Source organism: Natronolimnohabitans innermongolicus JCM 12255 (assembly GCF_000337215.1).
Classification (GTDB): domain Archaea; phylum Halobacteriota; class Halobacteria; order Halobacteriales; family Natrialbaceae; genus Natronolimnohabitans; species Natronolimnohabitans innermongolicus.
The window spans coordinates 168,842-185,748 of the sequence record NZ_AOHZ01000041.1 but is presented as its reverse complement, the minus strand read 5'-3'; the positions used below and the strand labels follow the sequence as shown (position 1 = coordinate 185,748).

General features: G+C 60.2%; 29 protein-coding genes and 1 pseudogene. 26 read left to right on the top strand and 4 right to left on the bottom strand.

The genetic code is table 11. The features are described from left to right. Position 1: 1 nt before the first annotated feature. Genes rpl4p through C493_RS23025 form a run of 24 tightly spaced genes read left to right on the top strand, consistent with a single transcriptional unit; the run spans position 2 to position 12,870 of the window. The gene (gene rpl4p / locus C493_RS08640) at positions 2-754 is read left to right on the top strand and encodes a 50S ribosomal protein L4 (RefSeq protein ID WP_007259049.1); all 753 of its coding nucleotides are present in this window, start codon (positions 2-4) and stop codon (positions 752-754) included. Beyond that, positions 751-1,005: a 50S ribosomal protein L23 gene (locus C493_RS08635; RefSeq protein WP_007259048.1), complete on the top strand. Its 255-nt coding sequence runs from the start codon at positions 751-753 to the stop codon at positions 1,003-1,005. The genes rpl4p and C493_RS08635 overlap by 4 nt, the downstream gene beginning before the upstream one ends. A gap of 2 nt (positions 1,006-1,007) precedes the next feature. Beyond that, entirely contained in the window at positions 1,008-1,730 is a 723-nt protein-coding gene (locus C493_RS08630; protein WP_007259047.1) for a 50S ribosomal protein L2, read from the top strand. Then, positions 1,727-2,149, top strand: coding sequence for a 30S ribosomal protein S19 (locus C493_RS08625; protein WP_007259046.1), 423 nt, complete (start codon positions 1,727-1,729; stop codon positions 2,147-2,149). The genes C493_RS08630 and C493_RS08625 overlap by 4 nt, the downstream gene beginning before the upstream one ends. A 7-nt stretch (positions 2,150-2,156) precedes the next feature. Continuing rightward, positions 2,157-2,633: a 50S ribosomal protein L22 gene (locus C493_RS08620; RefSeq protein WP_007259045.1), complete on the top strand. Its 477-nt coding sequence runs from the start codon at positions 2,157-2,159 to the stop codon at positions 2,631-2,633. Beyond that, entirely contained in the window at positions 2,633-3,580 is a 948-nt protein-coding gene (locus tag C493_RS08615; RefSeq protein ID WP_007259044.1) for a 30S ribosomal protein S3, read from the top strand. The genes C493_RS08620 and C493_RS08615 overlap by 1 nt, the downstream gene beginning before the upstream one ends. Next, positions 3,580-3,798, top strand: a complete 219-nt coding sequence (rpmC, locus tag C493_RS08610; protein ID WP_007259043.1) for a 50S ribosomal protein L29 — start codon at positions 3,580-3,582, stop codon at positions 3,796-3,798. The genes C493_RS08615 and rpmC overlap by 1 nt, the downstream gene beginning before the upstream one ends. Positions 3,799-3,803: 5 nt before the next feature. Beyond that, positions 3,804-4,271 carry a ribonuclease P protein component 1 gene (locus C493_RS08605; protein ID WP_007259042.1) on the top strand — a complete coding sequence of 156 codons (468 nt, stop codon included), beginning with the start codon at positions 3,804-3,806 and terminating at the stop codon, positions 4,269-4,271. Beyond that, positions 4,262-4,717: a 30S ribosomal protein S17 gene (locus C493_RS08600; RefSeq protein ID WP_007259041.1), complete on the top strand. Its 456-nt coding sequence runs from the start codon at positions 4,262-4,264 to the stop codon at positions 4,715-4,717. The genes C493_RS08605 and C493_RS08600 overlap by 10 nt, the downstream gene beginning before the upstream one ends. Next, positions 4,717-5,115, top strand: coding sequence for a 50S ribosomal protein L14 (locus C493_RS08595; RefSeq protein WP_007259040.1), 399 nt, complete (start codon positions 4,717-4,719; stop codon positions 5,113-5,115). The genes C493_RS08600 and C493_RS08595 overlap by 1 nt, the downstream gene beginning before the upstream one ends. Before the next feature lie 4 nt (positions 5,116-5,119). Beyond that, a complete protein-coding gene (rplX, locus tag C493_RS08590; protein ID WP_007259039.1) occupies positions 5,120-5,491 on the top strand; it encodes a 50S ribosomal protein L24 in 372 nt (123 codons plus the stop codon). Beyond that, the gene (locus C493_RS08585) at positions 5,488-6,201 is read left to right on the top strand and encodes a 30S ribosomal protein S4e (protein ID WP_007259038.1); all 714 of its coding nucleotides are present in this window, start codon (positions 5,488-5,490) and stop codon (positions 6,199-6,201) included. The genes rplX and C493_RS08585 overlap by 4 nt, the downstream gene beginning before the upstream one ends. Continuing rightward, positions 6,194-6,739 carry a 50S ribosomal protein L5 gene (locus C493_RS08580; protein WP_007259037.1) on the top strand — a complete coding sequence of 182 codons (546 nt, stop codon included), beginning with the start codon at positions 6,194-6,196 and terminating at the stop codon, positions 6,737-6,739. Before C493_RS08585 ends, C493_RS08580 begins: the two co-directional genes overlap by 8 nt. Then, positions 6,732-6,923: a 30S ribosomal protein S14 gene (locus tag C493_RS08575; RefSeq protein WP_007259036.1), complete on the top strand. Its 192-nt coding sequence runs from the start codon at positions 6,732-6,734 to the stop codon at positions 6,921-6,923. Before C493_RS08580 ends, C493_RS08575 begins: the two co-directional genes overlap by 8 nt. Position 6,924: 1 nt before the next feature. Next, positions 6,925-7,317, top strand: a complete 393-nt coding sequence (locus C493_RS08570) for a 30S ribosomal protein S8 (protein ID WP_007259035.1) — start codon at positions 6,925-6,927, stop codon at positions 7,315-7,317. Positions 7,318-7,319: 2 nt separating this feature from the next. Continuing rightward, positions 7,320-7,853 carry a 50S ribosomal protein L6 gene (locus tag C493_RS08565; protein ID WP_007259034.1) on the top strand — a complete coding sequence of 178 codons (534 nt, stop codon included), beginning with the start codon at positions 7,320-7,322 and terminating at the stop codon, positions 7,851-7,853. A gap of 3 nt (positions 7,854-7,856) precedes the next feature. Then, entirely contained in the window at positions 7,857-8,582 is a 726-nt protein-coding gene (locus C493_RS08560; protein ID WP_007259033.1) for a 50S ribosomal protein L32e, read from the top strand. Next, on the top strand, positions 8,575-9,024 hold the full coding sequence (locus C493_RS08555) for a 50S ribosomal protein L19e (protein ID WP_007259032.1): 450 nt from the start codon (positions 8,575-8,577) through the stop codon (positions 9,022-9,024). The genes C493_RS08560 and C493_RS08555 overlap by 8 nt, the downstream gene beginning before the upstream one ends. Beyond that, the gene (locus C493_RS08550; protein WP_007259031.1) at positions 9,024-9,572 is read left to right on the top strand and encodes a 50S ribosomal protein L18; all 549 of its coding nucleotides are present in this window, start codon (positions 9,024-9,026) and stop codon (positions 9,570-9,572) included. The genes C493_RS08555 and C493_RS08550 overlap by 1 nt, the downstream gene beginning before the upstream one ends. Continuing rightward, positions 9,569-10,222 (top strand): 30S ribosomal protein S5, encoded by a 654-nt coding sequence (locus C493_RS08545; protein ID WP_007259030.1) that lies wholly within the window; start codon positions 9,569-9,571, stop codon positions 10,220-10,222. Before C493_RS08550 ends, C493_RS08545 begins: the two co-directional genes overlap by 4 nt. Beyond that, positions 10,222-10,689: a 50S ribosomal protein L30 gene (gene rpmD, locus C493_RS08540; RefSeq protein WP_007259029.1), complete on the top strand. Its 468-nt coding sequence runs from the start codon at positions 10,222-10,224 to the stop codon at positions 10,687-10,689. Before C493_RS08545 ends, rpmD begins: the two co-directional genes overlap by 1 nt. Positions 10,690-10,691: 2 nt before the next feature. After that, complete coding sequence (locus C493_RS08535; protein ID WP_007259028.1) at positions 10,692-11,201, top strand: uL15m family ribosomal protein; 510 nt, start codon at positions 10,692-10,694, stop codon at positions 11,199-11,201. Between the two features lie 3 nt (positions 11,202-11,204). Continuing rightward, positions 11,205-12,665 carry a preprotein translocase subunit SecY gene (secY, locus tag C493_RS08530; protein ID WP_007259027.1) on the top strand — a complete coding sequence of 487 codons (1,461 nt, stop codon included), beginning with the start codon at positions 11,205-11,207 and terminating at the stop codon, positions 12,663-12,665. Positions 12,666-12,714: 49 nt separating this feature from the next. After that, positions 12,715-12,870, top strand: a complete 156-nt coding sequence (locus tag C493_RS23025; protein ID WP_161606890.1) for a hypothetical protein — start codon at positions 12,715-12,717, stop codon at positions 12,868-12,870. Positions 12,871-13,383: 513 nt separating this feature from the next. Here C493_RS23025 and C493_RS22615 read toward each other — a convergent pair. Beyond that, positions 13,384-13,647 (bottom strand): hypothetical protein, encoded by a 264-nt coding sequence (locus C493_RS22615; protein ID WP_206537594.1) that lies wholly within the window; start codon positions 13,645-13,647, stop codon positions 13,384-13,386. Between the two features lie 171 nt (positions 13,648-13,818). Beyond that, a complete protein-coding gene (locus tag C493_RS22610; RefSeq protein WP_152421121.1) occupies positions 13,819-14,613 on the bottom strand; it encodes a hypothetical protein in 795 nt (264 codons plus the stop codon). 136 nt (positions 14,614-14,749) lie between these two features. On the opposite strand from C493_RS22610, the pseudogene C493_RS22180 reads away from it, so the two are divergent. Then, a pseudogene (locus C493_RS22180) lies at positions 14,750-15,420 on the top strand (IS4 family transposase); the annotation flags it as partial. Positions 15,421-15,491: 71 nt separating this feature from the next. After that, positions 15,492-15,668: a hypothetical protein gene (locus tag C493_RS23020; RefSeq protein ID WP_161606889.1), complete on the top strand. Its 177-nt coding sequence runs from the start codon at positions 15,492-15,494 to the stop codon at positions 15,666-15,668. 137 nt (positions 15,669-15,805) lie between these two features. Here the strand turns inward: C493_RS23020 and C493_RS08515 are convergent, their stop codons facing one another. Beyond that, positions 15,806-16,222 (bottom strand): hypothetical protein, encoded by a 417-nt coding sequence (locus C493_RS08515; RefSeq protein WP_007259024.1) that lies wholly within the window; start codon positions 16,220-16,222, stop codon positions 15,806-15,808. A gap of 348 nt (positions 16,223-16,570) precedes the next feature. Continuing rightward, entirely contained in the window at positions 16,571-16,837 is a 267-nt protein-coding gene (locus tag C493_RS08510) for a cytochrome C oxidase subunit IV family protein (protein ID WP_007259023.1), read from the bottom strand. Positions 16,838-16,907 lie beyond the last annotated feature (70 nt).

Here is a 16,907-nt window from a genome sequence, read left to right as displayed (position 1 = left end):
TATGGAAGCAACAGTACGAGACCTGGACGGCTCGGACGCGGGCTCGACCGAGCTCCCGGCGGTCTTCGAGACCACGTACCGCCCGGACCTCATCGCCCGCGCCGTGCGCGTCGCCCAGGCAAACCGGAAACAGGACTACGGCGCCGACGAGTTCGCCGGCATGCGAACGCCGGCCGAATCGTTCGGTAGCGGCCGCGGGATGGCCCACGTCCCCCGACAGGAAGGACGCGGTCGTCGCGTTCCTCAGACGATCAAGGGACGCAAGGCCCACCCGCCGAAAGCCGAGAAGGACCAGTCCGAATCGATCAACACGAAAGAGAAGAAGCTGGCCGTCCGCAGCGCCATCGCGGCGACGACGGACGCCGAACTGGTCGCCGACCGCGGCCACCAGTTCGACGACGACGCCGAGATTCCGGTCGTCGTCTCCGACGAGTTCGAAGACCTCGTGAAGACGAAGGAGGTCGTCGAGTTCCTCGAGGCCGCCGGTCTCGAGGCCGACGTCGAACGCGCAGACGAGGGTCGCAGCATCCGCTCGGGTCGCGGGAAGACCCGCGGACGCAAGTACAAGCAGCCGAAGTCGATCCTGTTCGTCACCTCGAGCGAGTCCGGTCCCTCCCGCGCGGCCCGGAACCTCGCCGGTGCGGACGTGACGACGGCTGCCGAGGTCAACGCCGAGGATCTCGCACCCGGCGCACAGGCCGGCCGACTGACCGTCTGGACCGAGAGCGCACTCGAGGAGGTGGCCGACCGATGAGTTCGATCATCGAACACCCGCTCGTCACGGAGAAGGCGATGAACGACATGGACTTCGAGAACAAGCTCCAGTTCGTCGTCAACCCCGACGCCACGAAGCCGGAGATCCGTGACGTCGTCGAGGAGCGCTTCGAGGTCTCGGTCGACGACATCAACACGCAGGTCACGATGAAAGGTAAGAAGAAAGCAATCGTCAAACTCTCCGAGGACGACGACGCACAGGAAGTCGCCTCGCGAATCGGGGTGTTCTGAGGATGGGACGACGCATTCTCGGACAACGACGCGGTCGCGGTGGCTCGACCTTCCGCGCCCCGTCGCACCGATACAAGGCGAAACTCGACCACAAGAAGACCGAAGACGACGACGTCGTTCGCGGCGAGGTCGTCGACATCGAACACGACCCGGCCCGCTCGGCGCCGATCGCCGCCATCGAGTTCGAGGACGGCGAGCAGCGCCTCGTCCTCGCGCCCGAAGGCGTCACCGTCGGCGAGGAGATTCAGGTCGGCGTCTCCGCGGAGATCAAGCCGGGGAACACGCTCCCGCTCGCGGAGATTCCCGAAGGGGTTCCGGTCTGTAACATCGAGGCGAACCCGGGCGACGGCGGCAAGTTCGCTCGCGCCTCCGGTGTCAACGCGGACCTGATCACCCACGACCGCAACGCCGCGGTCGTCCAGCTGCCAAGCGGCGAGGTCAAGCGCCTCGATCCGCAGTGTCGCGCCACCATCGGCGTTGTCGCCGGCGGCGGCCGCACGGAGAAGCCGATGGTCAAGGCAGGGAACAAGTACCACAAAATGAAAGCCCGCGGTGGCAAATGGCCCCGCGTCCGCGGTGTCGCGATGAACGCCGTCGACCACCCGTTCGGTGGCGGCGGCCGACAGCACCCCGGGAAACCGAAATCCGTCTCGCGGGACGCCCCGCCGGGACGGAAGGTCGGTGACATCTCCTCGCGCCGTACCGGTCGAGGTGGAAACAAATGAGTCAGGAGTACAGAACCGGCCGTGAAGGTGAGTTCACCTACCGCGGCCACACGCTCGACGAGCTGCAGGAGATGGAGCTCGACGAAGTCGCGGAACTGCTGCCCGCTCGCCAGCGGCGAAGTATCGAACGCGGTCTCTCCGTCGAGAAGCAGAAGCTCCTCGAGGAGGCCCGCGAGAGCGAAGAAGAGGAGACGGCGAACGCGCCGATCCGAACTCACCTGCGGGATATGCCGATCCTGCCGGAGTTCGTCGGCCTGACCTTCGAAGTCTACAACGGTCAGTCCTTCGAGCGCGTCCGCATCGAGCCCGAGATGATCGGCCACTATCTCGGCGAGTTCCAGCTGACCCGGACCTCGGTCGAACACGGCCAGGCCGGTATCGGTGCGACTCGCTCCTCGAAGTTCGTGCCACTGAAGTGATCATCGCATGGGAATCAACTACTCAGTCGACGCCGATCCGGACACCACCGCGAAAGCGATGCTCCGGGAGCGTCACATGAGCCACAAGCACAGCAAGGAAGTCGCACGCGAGATCAAGGGCCGAACCGTTGCCGAGGCCCAGGCGTACCTCCAGGACGTCATCGACGAAGAGCAGTCGGTTCCGTTTAAGTCCCACAACGCCGGCGCGGGTCACCGCTCCGACATCGACGGCTGGGACGCCGGCAAGTACCCCGAGAAGGTCTCGGGCGAATTCCTCGATCTGCTCGAGAACGTCGAGGCCAACGCCGACAGTCAGGGCTTCGACGGCGCATCGATGGAGATCGCTCACGTCGCCGCCCACAAGGTCGGCGAATCGGTCGGACGCAAGCCCCGTGCGATGGGGCGAGCCTCGGCCTGGAACACGCCCCAGGTCGACGTCGAGATCGTGATCGAAGAATCGGCGGACGAGGAGGGAGATAGCTAATGGCTGACGAACACCAATTCATCGAGAACGGCCTGCAGCGGTCACAGATCGACGAGTTCTTCCAGGAAGAACTCGGCCGCGCAGGATACGGTGGTATGGACGTCGCCAAGACGCCGATGGGAACCCAGATCGTCCTCAAGGCCGAAAAGCCCGGGATGGTCATCGGCAAAGGCGGCGAGAACATCCGGAAGGTCACGACGGCTCTCGAGGAGCAGTTCAACCTCGAGGACCCACAGATCGACGTCCAGGAGGTCGACGAACCCGACCTCAACGCACGGATCGTCGCCGACCGACTGGCCAACGCGCTCGAGCGCGGCTGGTACTTCCGAAAGGCCGGTCACACGACGATCGACCGGATCATGGAAGCCGGCGCGCTGGGTGCCGAGATCGTCCTCTCCGGGAAGGTCACAGGCGCCCGCTCGCGCGTCGAGAAGTTCAACCGCGGCTACATCAAACACAACGGCGAGCCCGCCGAAGAGGTCGTCGACCACGGCCAGGGCGTCGCCGTCATGAAACTCGGGACCATCGGGGTCAACGTCAAGATCATCCCCCCGGGCGCCGAGTTGCCCGACGACTTCGGCGTCCACGAGGAGATGGACCCCGAGGAACTCGTTCCCGAGGCCGTCGAGGCCAACGAGGCCGAGGGCGTCGAGGAACTGCTCGAGGGCGAGCCCGAGGAGGCCGAAGCCGCCGAGGAAGGCGCCGAGGCGCCCGCCGAGGACGCCGTCGAGCCCGACCACGACCTCGAGGAGGACGTCGAGGAAGTCATCGACTCCGATGTTGACGAGGACGAAGATGTCGACATCCCCGACGAGTCCCCGATCGAGGAAGATCTCGACGACCTCGAGGAAGACGTCGAGGCCGAAGCCGAAGAGCTGATGGCCGAGATGGACGACGAGGACGAGGACGAAGACGCTGCGGACGAAGACGAGGGAGGTGACGCCTGATGGCGATCCTTCACGTCGCCGAAGTCCGCGACATGACCCCAGCCGAACGCCAGGAGGAACTCGAGGAGCTCGAGACCGAACTGCTCAACCAGAAGTCCGTCCTGGCAGCCGGTGGTGCCCCGGAGAACCCGGGCCGCATCGGCGAACTCAGCCGGACGATCGCTCGGATCAAGACGATCCAGCGAGAGGAAGGCGACCTCGACGAAGACGACGAATAACACACATGGCACTGACACCCGAGACCCTACCGCGACACGAACTCAACGGACTGCCCGTCCGCATCGTCGAGAGTGACGACGACTCGCGGGTGGGCCTCGAGGGACGGGTCGTTATCGAGACGACCAATACGCTCTCTATCGAGATTCGTGAAAACGGTGACTCTCGGGTGGTTATGGTGCCGAAATCGGGCTCGACGTTCGAGTTTGCGATCACAGATGACGCCGCCGACGCCGAGAAGGCGTCGGGGACTGCGTCCAAACTGGCCGACACTCAACCTGCAGCGACGGACGATTCGTCCGCCGCCGCAGACCGAGCCGGCGGCGATGCCGCCGGCTGCCGTGGCGACGATCCCTCGCGGGATCGCCGCCACGCTGCTGGCGAGGGCGTAGCCTACGTTACGGTCGATGGATCGCGACTGCTCTCACGACCCGCCCGACGCACGGAAACTAGTGGTGATTCACCATGGCAATAGGACTAGACGTTGAAACCCCTCCGGAACCAGAAAACCCGGAGGAATACGACTACGAGAAATGTCCGTTCTACGGCGAGCTTCCCGTTCGAGGCCAGATCCTCGAGGGAACCGTCGTCTCGACGGACATGGACAAGACCGTAGTCGTCGAACGAGAGTACGACGTAGCGGTTCCGAAGTACGACCGCTACATGAAGCGACGCTCGCGCATTCCGGCCCACGTGCCGGGCGTGCTCGAGCCGCTCTCGGTTGGCGACTCGGTCAAGATCGCAGAGACCCGACCACTGTCGAAGACCAAATCGCACGTGGTCGTTGAAGTAACGCAGGAAGCGACCGCCGAGGACGTCGCGGAGCTGACCGGCCAGGCAGAGCCTGAGCCGGGCCTCTCCGCCGAGGACCTCGCTGCGGAAGCAGACGAAGACGACGCCGAAGACGAGGGTGATCAGTGATGGAGGCAATGAAAGCCGACGTCACCCAGGGCCTCAAGAAGGGCTCGCTCGTCACGTGTGCCGACAACACCGGCGCACGCGAGCTGAAGATCATCAGCGTCGCGGGCTACCAGGGCACCAAGAACCGCCAGCCGAAGGCGGGACTCGGTGACAAGGTGACCGTCTCGGTCACCAAGGGTACCCCCGAGATGCGCCGCCAGGTTCTCGAGGCCGTCGTCGTCCGCCAGCGGAAGTCGATCCGCCGGCCCGACGGCACCCGCCTCAAGTTCGAGGACAACGCGGCGGTCATCATCGACGAAAACGAGGAGCCCCGCGGCACGGAGATCAAGGGACCGATCGCTCGCGAAGTCGCTGAGCGATTCGGTGCAATCGCCTCGACGGCGACGATGATCGTCTAGAATCATGAGCAAGCAACCACACAAACAGCGAACGCAGACGGAGCGCGCACCGCTGCACAAGCGACAGAAGCAGCTCCACGCGACGCTGTCCGACGACCTCCGTGAGGAGTACGGCACTCGACGCACCCGCGTCAACGCGGGCGACACCGTCGAGATCATGCGCGGCGACCACGCCGGCGAGACCGGCGAGGTCCTGCGTGCGATCCTCGAGGACGGGACGATCCACGTCGAGGAGGTCACGGTCGAGACGGCCGACGGCGAAGAGGTGCCGCGCCCGCTCGATCCGTCGAACGTCCGCATCACGGAACTCGACCTCGAGGACGAGCGTCGCGAGGCGCGCCTCGAAGGCGACAGCGACGAAGGTGATAGCGAATGACGAAACACCAGAAACGACTCTCAGTACCGAAATCCTGGCCGGTCGAGCGCAAGACCGACACGTTCACGGTCAAGGCCGGTGCCGGCCCGCACGGCGAGGAGGGCGTTCCCCTCGTCGTCTTGCTGCGGGACGTGCTCGGCTACGTGGACTCGAAGAAGGAAGCCCGCTACGCGCTGTCCGAGGACGCGATCCTCGTCAACGGCGAACCGATCAACGACGAGAAGCGACCGATCGGTATCTTCGACATCCTCGCGTTCCCCGGCCGAGAAGAGTACTACCGGGTCTTCCCCGACGAAGGCGGTCGACTCGCGCTGACCGAGATCGACGCCGACGCAGCTGACAGCCGCCTCGGCAAGATCGAGGGCAAACAGCAGGTCCCCGGCGGACAGACGCAGCTGACGCTGCACGACGGGACCAACGTCGTCGTCGACGACGAAGCCGAGTACGAAGCGAACGACTCGATCGTCGTCGACAACGAGGACAAGTCGATCGTCGCCCACTTCCCCTACGAGGAGGGCGCGCTCGTGACGGCCATCCGTGGCAACCACGGCGGCAAGATCGGCGAGATCGACGCGATCGACGTCACGCCCGGCAGCGGTTCGAACACCGTCGGCGTCGACACCGAAGACGGTGGCTTCGAGACCGTCGAGGAGTACGTCGTCGTCATCGACGAGAACTTCACGGGCGACGAAGGTGATGATGATGAGTAGTGAAGCCGGCTCCGAGGGCGACTTCCACGAGATGCGCGAACCGCGCGTCGAGAAGGTCGTCGTCCACATGGGCGTCGGTCAGGGTGGCCGCGAACTCGGCCACGCCGAGGACATCATCCAGGAGGTCACGGACCAGGAGAGCGTCCGAACGCAGGCAAAGCGGACCGAACCCGACTTCGGCATCCGCCAGGGCGACCCGATCGGCACGAAGGTCACCCTCCGCGGCGAGGACGCCTACGACTTCCTCGAGACGGCGCTACCGCTCGCCGACGTCTCGTCGACCCAGTTCGACGACACGGGCAACTTCAGCTTCGGCGTCGAGGAACACACCGAGTTCCCGAGCCAGGAGTACGACCCGAACGTCGGAATCTTCGGGCTGGACGTCACCGTCAACCTGGTGCGTCCCGGCTACCGAATCGCCAAGCGCGATAAGGCCACCCGCTCGATTCCGTCGAACCACCGCCTCACGCCCGAGGACGCGATCAGCTTCCTCGAGGCCAACTTCGACGTCACCGTCGAGGAGGCAGACGATGAGTGAAAGCGAAACTGAAGACATCGAGAGCGAGCGCACTGGCGAGCACGCGGCAAAGCGCACCGGCCAGATCGAAGAGTGCCAGCGCTGTGGCCGCAAGCAGGGGCTCGTCGGCAAGTACGACATCAACCTCTGTCGCCAGTGCTTCCGCGAAATCGCTCGTGACATGGGATTCAAGAAGTATCGATAACATGACAGGAAACGATCCACTCAGTAACGCGCTCTCCGGTCTCGACAACGCCGAGAGCGTCGGGAAGCTGAGCCACGAGGTAACGCCCGCCTCGAACGAGATCGGCAGCGTACTCGAGGTCTTCTACGACCGCGGGTACATCGACGGCTTCGAGTTCGTCGACGACGGCAAAGCCGGTCAGTTCGAGGTCGAACTAAAAGGAGCGATCAACGAGTGTGGCCCCGTCAAGCCCCGCTACGCCGCAGGCGCCGACGAGTTCGAGAAGTGGGAGAAGCGATACCTCCCCGCTCGAGACTTCGGTGCGCTCGTCGTCACGACGAGCAGCGGCATCATGAGCCACTACGAGGCTCGAGAGCAGGGGATCGGCGGCCAGGTGATCGCATACGTCTACTAACAATGCGAGTCGAACTGGACATCCCTGACAACGTAACCGTCGAGAAAGACCACCTCGACGTGACCGTCGACGGACCGGAAGGCAGCGTCACCCGCCGCCTCTGGTACCCCGACGTCACGGTCGAGGTCGAAGACGACACCGTGGTCGTCGAAAGTGACAGCGAGGACGCGAAGACGAACGCGACCGTTGGCACCTTCGAGAGCCACATCACCAACGCCTTCCACGGCGTGACCGAGGGCTGGGAGTACAAGATGGAAGTCTTCTACTCTCACTTCCCGATGCAGGTCCGCGCGGAAGGCGACGAGGTCGTCATCGAAAACTTCCTCGGCGAGAAGGCACCGCGACGCACGACTATCCACGGTGACACCGAGGTCGACGCCGGCGACGAAGTCATCGTCCTCTCCGGACCGAACAAAGAGGACGTTGGCCAGACGGCGGCCGACATCGAGCAGCTGACCCGCGTCAGCGGCAAGGACACCCGCGTCTTCCAGGACGGGGTCTACATCACCGAGAAACCCGCAACCGGAGGTGCCTGATAGATGGCTGAAGACACCGCTGACGACGGACCCGAGGAACTCGAAGACATCAGCGGCGTCGGCGCGAGCAAGGCCGACGCACTGCGCGATGCCGGCTTCGAGTCCATCGAGGACATCAAGGAAGCCGACCAGGACGAACTGGCCGAGGCCGAGGGCATCGGTAACGCGCTCGCGGCTCGTATCAAGGCCGACGTCGGCGATCTCGAGGTCTCTGACGACACCGAGGCCGAGATCGAAGACGAGGGCGTCGAAGAAGAGGAAGCGCCCGAGGAAGACGTCGAAACCGAACTGCAGGCCCGCGGTCTGACCGAGAAGACGCCGGAGCTCTCCGAAGAGGAAGAACGCTTGCTCCAGCGTCGCAAGAGCGAGGGCAAACCGCAGTTCAACCGACAGGACTACCACAAGAAAAAGCGGACGCCCGAATCCTGGCGCCGCCCGCGCGGACAGCTGTCCAAGCAGCGCAAGGGCGTCAAGGGCAAGGGCCCGAAGGTCTCCGCCGGCTACCGCACGCCCGAATCCGTCCGGGGCAAACACCCCAGCGGCTTCGAAGAGGTCTACGTCGAGAACACCGACGACCTCGAGGGCGTCGACGGCGATACCGAGGCCGTCCGCATCTCCTCGTCTGTCGGCGCGCGAAAGCGCGAGCGCATCGAGGAAATCGCCGAAGACCAGGAGATCCGGGTGCTGAACCCGACCTACGAGGAAGTCGAGGTGGAATCCAATGACTGATCTCTCCGCACAGAAGCGACTCGCCGCCGACGTGCTCGACGTCGGCAAAAACCGCGTCTGGCTGGACCCCGACGCCCAGGCTGACATCGCCGAAGCGATCACCCGCGACGAGATCCGCGAACTCGTCGAAGAGGGTCGCATTCAGGCCGAAGACGCCAAAGGCAACTCCCGCGGTCGCGCACGAGAGCGCAACCAGAAACGCGCCTACGGCCACCAGAAGGGCCCGGGCAAGCGAAAAGGGAAGAAAGGCGCCCGCCAGAACGAGAAAGAACAGTGGCAGAACCAGATTCGTGCACAGCGACGGAAGCTGCGTGAACTCCGCGATCAGGACGAGATTACCGTCCAGCAGTACCGCGAGCTCTACAACAAGGCTGGCGGTGGCGAGTTCCGTAGCGTCCGGTACCTGTTGAACTACATCGACGACAACTACGGTGACCAATAATGGCGACAGGACCACGATACAAAGTGCCAATGCGGCGTCGCCGTGAGGTCCGGACGGACTACCACCAGAGGTTGCGCCTGCTGAAATCGGGCAAACCACGCCTCGTCGCTCGCAAGAGCAACAAGCACACTACGGCGCAGCTGGTTACTCCCGGACCTCAGGGAGACGAAACGCTCGCAAGCGCACACTCGAGCGATCTCGAGGAGTACGGCTGGGAAGCCCCCACGAGCAACATCTCTGCGGCGTACCTGACCGGCCTGCTGGCCGGCAAGCGGGCCGTCGACGCCGGTCTCGAGGAAGCGGTCCTCGACATCGGCCTCAACACGGCGACACCCGGAAACAAGGTGTTCGCTATTCAGGAAGGCGCAATCGACGCCGGCCTCGAGATCCCGCACAACGACAGCGTGCTCGCAGACTGGTCGCGTACCCGCGGCGAACACATCGCCGAGTACGCCGAACAGCTAGACGAGCCGCTGTACAGCGGTGAGTTCGACGCAACGGAACTGCCAGAACACTTCGACGAGGTACGAGAGGCGATTCTCGAATGAGCAACTACAACGACAGCGGATGGGAACCGGTCACCCGTCTCGGCCGAAAGGTCCAGGAAGGCGACATCGAGACGATGGACGCCGCCCTCAACTCGGGGCTCCCGCTGAAGGAACCCGAGCTCGTCGACCAGCTCCTCCCCGGACTGGACGACGAAGTGCTGGACATCAACATGGTCCAGCGTATGACCGACTCCGGACGCCGCGTGAAGTTCCGGTGTGTCGTCGTGGTGGGCAACCGCGACGGCTACGTCGGCTACGCGGAAGGCCGTGACGACCAGGTCGGCTCCGCCATCCAGAAGGCAATCGGTATCGCGAAGCTGAACATGATCAAGGTGCCACGCGGCTCGGGCTCGTGGGAGGACCGTTCGGACCGCCCACACTCGCTGACCCGAAAGACGACCGGCAAAGCCGGCTCCGTCGAGGTCGAGGTCATCCCCGCCCCCGAAGGGCTGGGACTGGCCGCCAGCGACACCGTCCGTCACGTCCTCGAGTTGGCCGGCATCGAAAACGCCTGGACCAAGAGCCACGGCAACACCCGAACGACCGTGAACCTCGCAAAAGCGACGTTCAACGCGCTCGAGAACGCCTCGCAGTCGCGCATCCCACAGTCGTACGGCGCCGATCGAGAGGAAGCCGAGGTGAGTGAGTGATGAAGGCTGTCGTTCAGGTTCGCGGTGAAGTAAACCGCAACCAGGACATCCAGGACACCCTGGAGATGCTGAACATCCATAGCGTCAACCACTGCGCACTCGTTCCCGAAACCGACGCCTACGTCGGGATGGTCAACAAGGTCAACGACTACGTTGCCCACGGGGAACCCGACGCAGACGTTCTCGAGACGCTGCTTGCAAAGCGCGCCGAGCCCCTCGAGGGCAAGCAGGCAGACGTCGACGAGGAGTGGCTCTCCGAGAACACCGACTACGACGACTTCGGTGCGCTCGCCGAGGCACTGCTCGAGGAAGAGACGACCCTGCGAGAGGAAGGCCTCTCGCCGACGCTCCGACTGCACCCCCCACGCGGCGGCCACGACGGCATCAAACAGCCGACCGCCGGTGGCGGACAACTCGGAAAGCATACAACGGGGCAGATTAACGACCTGCTAGAATCGATGCGATAACCATGACGAGCAAAAAACGACGCCAGCGCGGATCGCGTACGCACAGCGGCGGTTCCCACAAGAACCGACGTGGTGCGGGCCACCGCGGTGGCCGCGGCCGCGCCGGACGAAGCAAACACGAATTCCACAACTACGAACCGAAGGGCAAACACGGCTTCGATCGCCCGCAGGGCATCCGCGAAACCGTCGCGGAGATCGACGTCCAGAAACTCGACGAGGACGCGCTCCTCTACGTCGCCGACGGCGACGCCGAGGAGACCGACGAGGGCTATGCGATCGACGCTCGTGACGTCGTCGAAGACGGTCACGAGGTTGACAAAGTGAAGGTCCTCGGCTCGGGCCAGGTCCGAAACGCACTCGACGTGACGGCGGATGCCTTCTCCGACGGCGCCGAGGAGAAACTCGAGGCCGCCGGTGGCGAGGCGCTGCTCACCGAGCGCGCCCAGCAAGCCCAGGAAGTCGCCGAGGCTGACGCCGAAGACGAAGCCGACGCAGAACAGGACGAGGACTAACACATGGGATGGAAGGAAGCCGCTGAACCGGTCTTGACGCGGATGCCCGCAGTGCGCCGTCCGGAGGGCCACGTTCCCTTCAAGCGGAAGCTGATGTGGACTGCCGGCATCCTCGTGTTGTACTTCTTCCTGACGAACATCGCCCTGCTCGGACTGCAGGGCGGAGAGGCGACCGACCTCTTCGGCGAGTTCCGCTCGGTGCTCGCCGGCGAGATGGGGTCGCTCATGCAGGTCGGTATCGGACCGATCGTCACCGCCAGCATCGTCTTACAGCTGCTCGGCGGGGCGAATCTGCTCGGTCTCGACACGGACGATCCGCGAGACCAGGTGCTCTATCAGGGGCTGCAGAAGCTGCTCGTCATCGTTATGACGGCGCTGACTGCGCTCCCGATGGTGTTCGCCGGCGGCTTCCTGCCAGCCCAGCAGTCGCTGACGCTCGGCGGGCTCGAGTTCGGACAGACCCAGATCGAGATGTTGCTGTTCCTCCAGATCTTCATTGGCGGCATCCTCATCCTCTACATGGACGAGGTCGTCAGTAAGTGGGGGATCGGCAGCGGGATCGGGCTGTTCATCATCGCCAGCGTCAGCCAGCGCCTCGTCAGCGGGTTCGTTAGCCCGACCTCGGAGGCGTTCTTCTACAGCTGGTACGAGATCATCACGGGCCAGACCGGCGTCTCAGTCGCCTCGCTCGACGGGCTCACGTACATGCTCTCGGACGGCGGCGGTCAGCTAATCGCGCTGGTAACGACGATCCTCATCTTCGCGATCGTCGTCTACGCGGAGTCGGTGCGGGTCGAGATCCCGCTGAGTCACGCTCGGGTCAAGGGCGCCCGCGGTCGCTTCCCCGTGAAGCTCATCTACGCGAGCGTCCTGCCGATGATCCTCGTTCGCGCGCTGCAGGCGAACATTCAGTTCATGGGCCAGATCCTCAACAGAACGTGGGGCGGCATGCCCACGTGGCTGGGTGACTACTCCGCTGGAGAACCCACCGGCGGGTTCTTCTACTACCTCAACCCGATCTACTCGCCCCAGGACTGGATGTGGTGGACTGCAGACGTCGGCCAAGAAGCCTGGCAAGTGCTGATCCGCATCTCGATCGACCTGTCGTTCATGGTCGTCGGCGGTGCGATCTTCGCCATCTTCTGGGTCGAAACCACCAACATGGGCCCCGAAGCGACGGCCCGTCAGATCCAGAACTCCGGGATGCAGATCCCCGGCTTCCGACAGAACGTCGGCGTCGTCGAGAAGGTCATGGAGCGGTACATCCCGCAGGTGACCGTCATCGGCGGCGCGCTGGTCGGGCTACTCGCCGTCTGGGCGAACATGCTCGGGACCATCGGCGGTGTTACCGGAACCGGGCTGCTGCTGGCCGTCTCCATCACGTACAAGCTGTACGAGGAGATCGCCGAGGAGCAGATGATGGAAATGCATCCGATGATGCGCCAGATGTTCGGACGCGAGTGACCCCATTGGGGTCCTAGCATTTATTTATTGAGTCTACGTAGCCGGTGGTATGTCAGACGGTGCGTATAGGAAAGTTAAACTCAACGTCTGTGTCCCTCCGACGAAGAAAGAGGAGTGGAAGGACGTACTTGAAGAAGAAGAGATACTCACTTCACTTGTCCAAAGGGCTGTTGGCTGGGAAATTCGAGATGAATACATTCCCTAGCACGCAATCGAAGACATCCAGGGGACTAGTGAGCTTGACGTTGATCTTAGTGACGTCACAACCAAGATAGACGATTTGAAACAAACTGTCAACGTCCTCCAAAACCAACTTGACGATCCATCGACTCCTGGTACGACCCCGGACGAAGAACCAAGTGTCGGAACTTGCTATCGAACTCGTACCTCACATTCCACGATACAACGACATCCATTCAGATCTGCGCCGAGAGATTGGGGGTAGTGACAGCGAGCCATTGGACGGAGTGAAGACTGCTATTGAATACGCCCGTCGATATGAGTCCAAAAACGTGTTGATGGGAGCATATACACGATTGCCTAAGATGTCGACGAAGATGAGATCTTAGTTAGACAAGCTTTGATCTACTTAGAGCGTCGAACGTCGGAGAAAGTCAGTAGCGTAGTTGCTGATGGCACTCAACACTGGTTTCGAAACATATCATGAAAAACAAGACAGATGGGAATTATAGTCCCAGTCCCAGTGGATGAAAATGAATCATCTATTATTTTTATTATAATCTCCTAGTTGTAAATATATTATGAGTAAGAGCAATCCTGGTATCAATCCGAATATAATCATGGTCGGTATCCCAATCGCCCATTGCCATGCCCAATCACTGCCGCGTTTTTTGGCATCTCGGTAAATCCACCTGCCTAAATAACCATATAGTAGTAACAATATTGTTGATACGAATAGTATAAACACTAATGCCTCTATTATCCACGCACTGCTCAGGGACATTCCCACTAACTCTGACATACAATCGGTTGTTATATCTCTTAGCTAATAAATTTTATTTAAATGGCCGTGTGTTGCTTCATTCCATGCTATGAAATGATTAAATCTATAGTTTAATTTAACTACTTGTAGTTCATATCAGGATTTATCCTAATATTTGTTCACAACAAAAATAAATACTGTCAATAAACGTTACCACTCGTCTCTATCTTCACCTTTGCTCACTTCAAGCTCAGCATCCCAAGCTTCATAAGCATCCACAAGATCAATTCCCAATCTTCCAAGCGAACCATCTAAGATATCTACGTGGATATCAATACCAAATGGCCCTTCGCCAAGGAAGGTATAAGTATGAATGTAATCAAAATAAACCGGAGCTTGATCGGTAGGGCCAGTTTTGTACAAATCTGCTTGTAGCGATATATTTGTATCGTCACCGAGTGTTCTTGGTAGGTCAACTCCCCAAGTAACACCGTAATTAGCGTCAAAATCTGTCCTTTCAATGTCTGCTCCTCCTGATGCATCACTATTAGCGATGTAATTCAAATGGTTTCTACCACGGGCGGTCCACTCATTACTATCCCATCCAATACCACAAGCGTCATCAATCACCGCAGCATCTCGAATTCTTGCCCTTCGTGTAGAAAGTGTGCCATATGTCGAAACTAAATACAAATCATCATTGTCATTCTTTTCCACTAAACTCATATAGAGTTCCGAATTGCTTTCCGAGTAGCGACCCTGTGCTTCAAATTCTCTGTCTCCTCCCGTTTCCAGCTTTTTGGTGCTGTAATTCACACCGTGGCTCTCCATCAATTGCTCTGCTTGATTAATCTTTCCAGTTTGAAGTAATTCTTCTACTTCATCTGAAATACCTATCTGATCAATACCCCCAACATCAGATTTTGAAGCTTTTGTACTTTGACTAATAATTCCGACTGTAGTTATTCCTACTGCCGACTTAATGACTTTTCTTCTATTTGCCATTGTATGATCTTCTAACACAATTGCTTATTAATAATTATTGATTCACAATGTTTTCACCATCCATTCTAGTTTAGCAGATCGAGGTATTCAGAAACCCCGAGCTAGAATCCTCAGTAACTAGGAATGCACGGGTCCGGTGGAGAGAGTGCACAGACCACCAGATTCAGTAGTCGTGAACCACATTTAAAGAGCGTTTACATCTGATGAGTTGCGCGAGCGTGCTCGCGCAACGAATCTCATTCAACGAGAGCGGAAATTCGACATCGTCACCCTGTTTTACACGCTTTCTCTCGGCTTTGCTGCCGGATCTGACCGATCCATTCAGACGTTTCTCGAACGCTACGTTGAGATGGGAGACTGTGACGACCTCTCGTATGCGACGTTTCACGGCTGGCTCAACCCGGGGTTCGTTGCACTCCTTCGAGAGATTCCGATGATACCATCGAGAATCTCGACACGGGCCAAACCGAACTTACCGGACGTCTCGAAATCGTTCGAGACGTCCTCATCGTTGATGCTACGATCATCTCGCTCTATCAAGACGCCAGAGACGTCTACCACTCGATGACGACCGAGCCGGTGCGAAACTCCATCTCACCGAATCGCTCACAACTGGGCTCCCGACACGATTCCAGACAACCGACGCAAGCACCCACGAACGGAGCCAGCTACCCACCGGAGAGTGGGTAGCTGGCGCTATTCGATCTTGGCTACTACGATTTCTGGCTGTTCAACCGTATTGACGCCAATGACGGCTGGTTTGTCTCTCGCGTCAAAGCAAACGTGAACTTCGAGATCGTCGAAGAGCAACCACAACTGTTCCGATCCGTCGATGAAAAACACAGGTGCGGGCACTTTCTGAGCGATTACACGGACCAATGATCGAGACTGATGGTCCATTCGTTGATTATCGATTGGGGAATGACGAGGAACTTGCTGCTGCCGTATTTGCATCTCGAATCGTCGAACCAATGGCTGCTCAACGAATCACCCCCGATGCTGTTCGGCGGTTGGAAGAAGTATTTGGTGAGTTATTAGATAGACTATTTTCATAGATTTAGTCTCCCTAAATCAAGGTCTGTTTTGAAACCGTGTCATAAAATAACTGGACGCCCGCACGTCAGTCTACGAGTGTACGCCGCAGTGTACGGCGATATCTCCTCACTGGCAGTCTTCGAACCGAATATTACCTCTAACTGTCTATCTCGACGAGTCGTTTCATCCGTCCCAGATCCTCGTCAGTTTCGCGCTTGTGTTCCTGCCACCCGTGGTCATCGACACCCTCCCAGCGGACCGCGAGGTGAATCAGCAGGCAGTGGTGCTCGTCGATAGCGAACAGTCGCGAACGTGGGCGTTCGACGGGGCTGCCAGCGTCGATCTCGAAGTCGACCACACCAGACTCCTCGTCGAGATGTGGCGTCATCGTGAACTCATCTCCCCTGGTACCAACCCCGCGGTAATGTCTCTTCTCCGGCGCAACGCTCGTCGTCCAGTTGGGGTAGCATTCGGGGACGTTCATCGGATCGGTGATGTACTCCCAGACCGTTCGGTAATCCGCAGCGACGAACACCTTCGAGACGTGGGTTTCCTCGATAGTCGTGGTAGCCATGCACCGAGTACAGCACAGAGGAGAATACGCTCAGCTAGACGTCACGCCGAGTGTTTTGTTTTCGTGGGAACCAGACCAGACCAGACCGTCATGTATCGTGCGACTCCGCTCTGGCCGTGTCGGCCTCGAGTCGTCTCGATCCAGGCCCGCGCGCCGAGCGCCGCTACCGATCAGACTGGCCCACGCGATGAACTGAACGGCAATCGATCCGAACGTGGAATTGCTTGGCACACAGGTATCGAAAACGCGTCGCTCGAGCCAAACGCAAACGCCTGGAAAACAACCGTCGACAGTCGAACACCAAATGCGGAATTCGTTCGTGACGACCGGGTGTGGAACTGGGTCGGGTTACTGGATCGAGTAGCCGGCAGCGACGGTGAGCAGGAAGACCATGAACACTGCAATAGTCATCATGTAGGAGATCGACCGTGGCTCCTCACGAAGGTGCATGTAGAAGCCGGCGATCAGTAGCGACTTGATAACCGCAAGGATTACTGTGCCGGTAATCGCCATCTGCTCGGTGAATATTTGGTCCAGTTCGAAGAACACGAACTTGGCGGTCCCCAACACCAACAGTACGACGTATATGATGGAGTACGTCCGAACGTCAGCCATTGGTGTAGAATGTGGCTGACGGTCACTTATAGCTTCTCATACGATCGATCAACGCTGTCAGATACAGTCG

Excerpts from the sequence above, each read along its gene's own strand:
- rpl4p (WP_007259049.1), top strand. The coding sequence starts at position 2 with ATGGAAGCAACAGTACGAGACCTGGACGGCTCGGACGCGGGCTCGACC.
- C493_RS08635 (WP_007259048.1), top strand. The coding sequence starts at position 751 with ATGAGTTCGATCATCGAACACCCGCTCGTCACGGAGAAGGCGATGAAC.
- C493_RS08630 (WP_007259047.1), top strand. The coding sequence starts at position 1,008 with ATGGGACGACGCATTCTCGGACAACGACGCGGTCGCGGTGGCTCGACC.
- C493_RS08625 (WP_007259046.1), top strand. The coding sequence starts at position 1,727 with ATGAGTCAGGAGTACAGAACCGGCCGTGAAGGTGAGTTCACCTACCGC.
- C493_RS08620 (WP_007259045.1), top strand. The coding sequence starts at position 2,157 with ATGGGAATCAACTACTCAGTCGACGCCGATCCGGACACCACCGCGAAA.
- C493_RS08615 (WP_007259044.1), top strand. The coding sequence starts at position 2,633 with ATGGCTGACGAACACCAATTCATCGAGAACGGCCTGCAGCGGTCACAG.
- rpmC (WP_007259043.1), top strand. The coding sequence starts at position 3,580 with ATGGCGATCCTTCACGTCGCCGAAGTCCGCGACATGACCCCAGCCGAA.
- C493_RS08605 (WP_007259042.1), top strand. The coding sequence starts at position 3,804 with ATGGCACTGACACCCGAGACCCTACCGCGACACGAACTCAACGGACTG.
- C493_RS08600 (WP_007259041.1), top strand. The coding sequence starts at position 4,262 with ATGGCAATAGGACTAGACGTTGAAACCCCTCCGGAACCAGAAAACCCG.
- C493_RS08595 (WP_007259040.1), top strand. The coding sequence starts at position 4,717 with ATGGAGGCAATGAAAGCCGACGTCACCCAGGGCCTCAAGAAGGGCTCG.
- rplX (WP_007259039.1), top strand. The coding sequence starts at position 5,120 with ATGAGCAAGCAACCACACAAACAGCGAACGCAGACGGAGCGCGCACCG.
- C493_RS08585 (WP_007259038.1), top strand. The coding sequence starts at position 5,488 with ATGACGAAACACCAGAAACGACTCTCAGTACCGAAATCCTGGCCGGTC.
- C493_RS08580 (WP_007259037.1), top strand. The coding sequence starts at position 6,194 with ATGAGTAGTGAAGCCGGCTCCGAGGGCGACTTCCACGAGATGCGCGAA.
- C493_RS08575 (WP_007259036.1), top strand. The coding sequence starts at position 6,732 with ATGAGTGAAAGCGAAACTGAAGACATCGAGAGCGAGCGCACTGGCGAG.
- C493_RS08570 (WP_007259035.1), top strand. The coding sequence starts at position 6,925 with ATGACAGGAAACGATCCACTCAGTAACGCGCTCTCCGGTCTCGACAAC.
- C493_RS08565 (WP_007259034.1), top strand. The coding sequence starts at position 7,320 with ATGCGAGTCGAACTGGACATCCCTGACAACGTAACCGTCGAGAAAGAC.
- C493_RS08560 (WP_007259033.1), top strand. The coding sequence starts at position 7,857 with ATGGCTGAAGACACCGCTGACGACGGACCCGAGGAACTCGAAGACATC.
- C493_RS08555 (WP_007259032.1), top strand. The coding sequence starts at position 8,575 with ATGACTGATCTCTCCGCACAGAAGCGACTCGCCGCCGACGTGCTCGAC.
- C493_RS08550 (WP_007259031.1), top strand. The coding sequence starts at position 9,024 with ATGGCGACAGGACCACGATACAAAGTGCCAATGCGGCGTCGCCGTGAG.
- C493_RS08545 (WP_007259030.1), top strand. The coding sequence starts at position 9,569 with ATGAGCAACTACAACGACAGCGGATGGGAACCGGTCACCCGTCTCGGC.
- rpmD (WP_007259029.1), top strand. The coding sequence starts at position 10,222 with ATGAAGGCTGTCGTTCAGGTTCGCGGTGAAGTAAACCGCAACCAGGAC.
- C493_RS08535 (WP_007259028.1), top strand. The coding sequence starts at position 10,692 with ATGACGAGCAAAAAACGACGCCAGCGCGGATCGCGTACGCACAGCGGC.
- secY (WP_007259027.1), top strand. The coding sequence starts at position 11,205 with ATGGGATGGAAGGAAGCCGCTGAACCGGTCTTGACGCGGATGCCCGCA.
- C493_RS23025 (WP_161606890.1), top strand. The coding sequence starts at position 12,715 with ATGTCAGACGGTGCGTATAGGAAAGTTAAACTCAACGTCTGTGTCCCT.
- C493_RS22615 (WP_206537594.1), bottom strand. The coding sequence starts at position 13,647 with ATGTCAGAGTTAGTGGGAATGTCCCTGAGCAGTGCGTGGATAATAGAG.
- C493_RS22610 (WP_152421121.1), bottom strand. The coding sequence starts at position 14,613 with ATGGCAAATAGAAGAAAAGTCATTAAGTCGGCAGTAGGAATAACTACA.
- C493_RS23020 (WP_161606889.1), top strand. The coding sequence starts at position 15,492 with ATGATCGAGACTGATGGTCCATTCGTTGATTATCGATTGGGGAATGAC.
- C493_RS08515 (WP_007259024.1), bottom strand. The coding sequence starts at position 16,222 with ATGGCTACCACGACTATCGAGGAAACCCACGTCTCGAAGGTGTTCGTC.
- C493_RS08510 (WP_007259023.1), bottom strand. The coding sequence starts at position 16,837 with ATGGCTGACGTTCGGACGTACTCCATCATATACGTCGTACTGTTGGTG.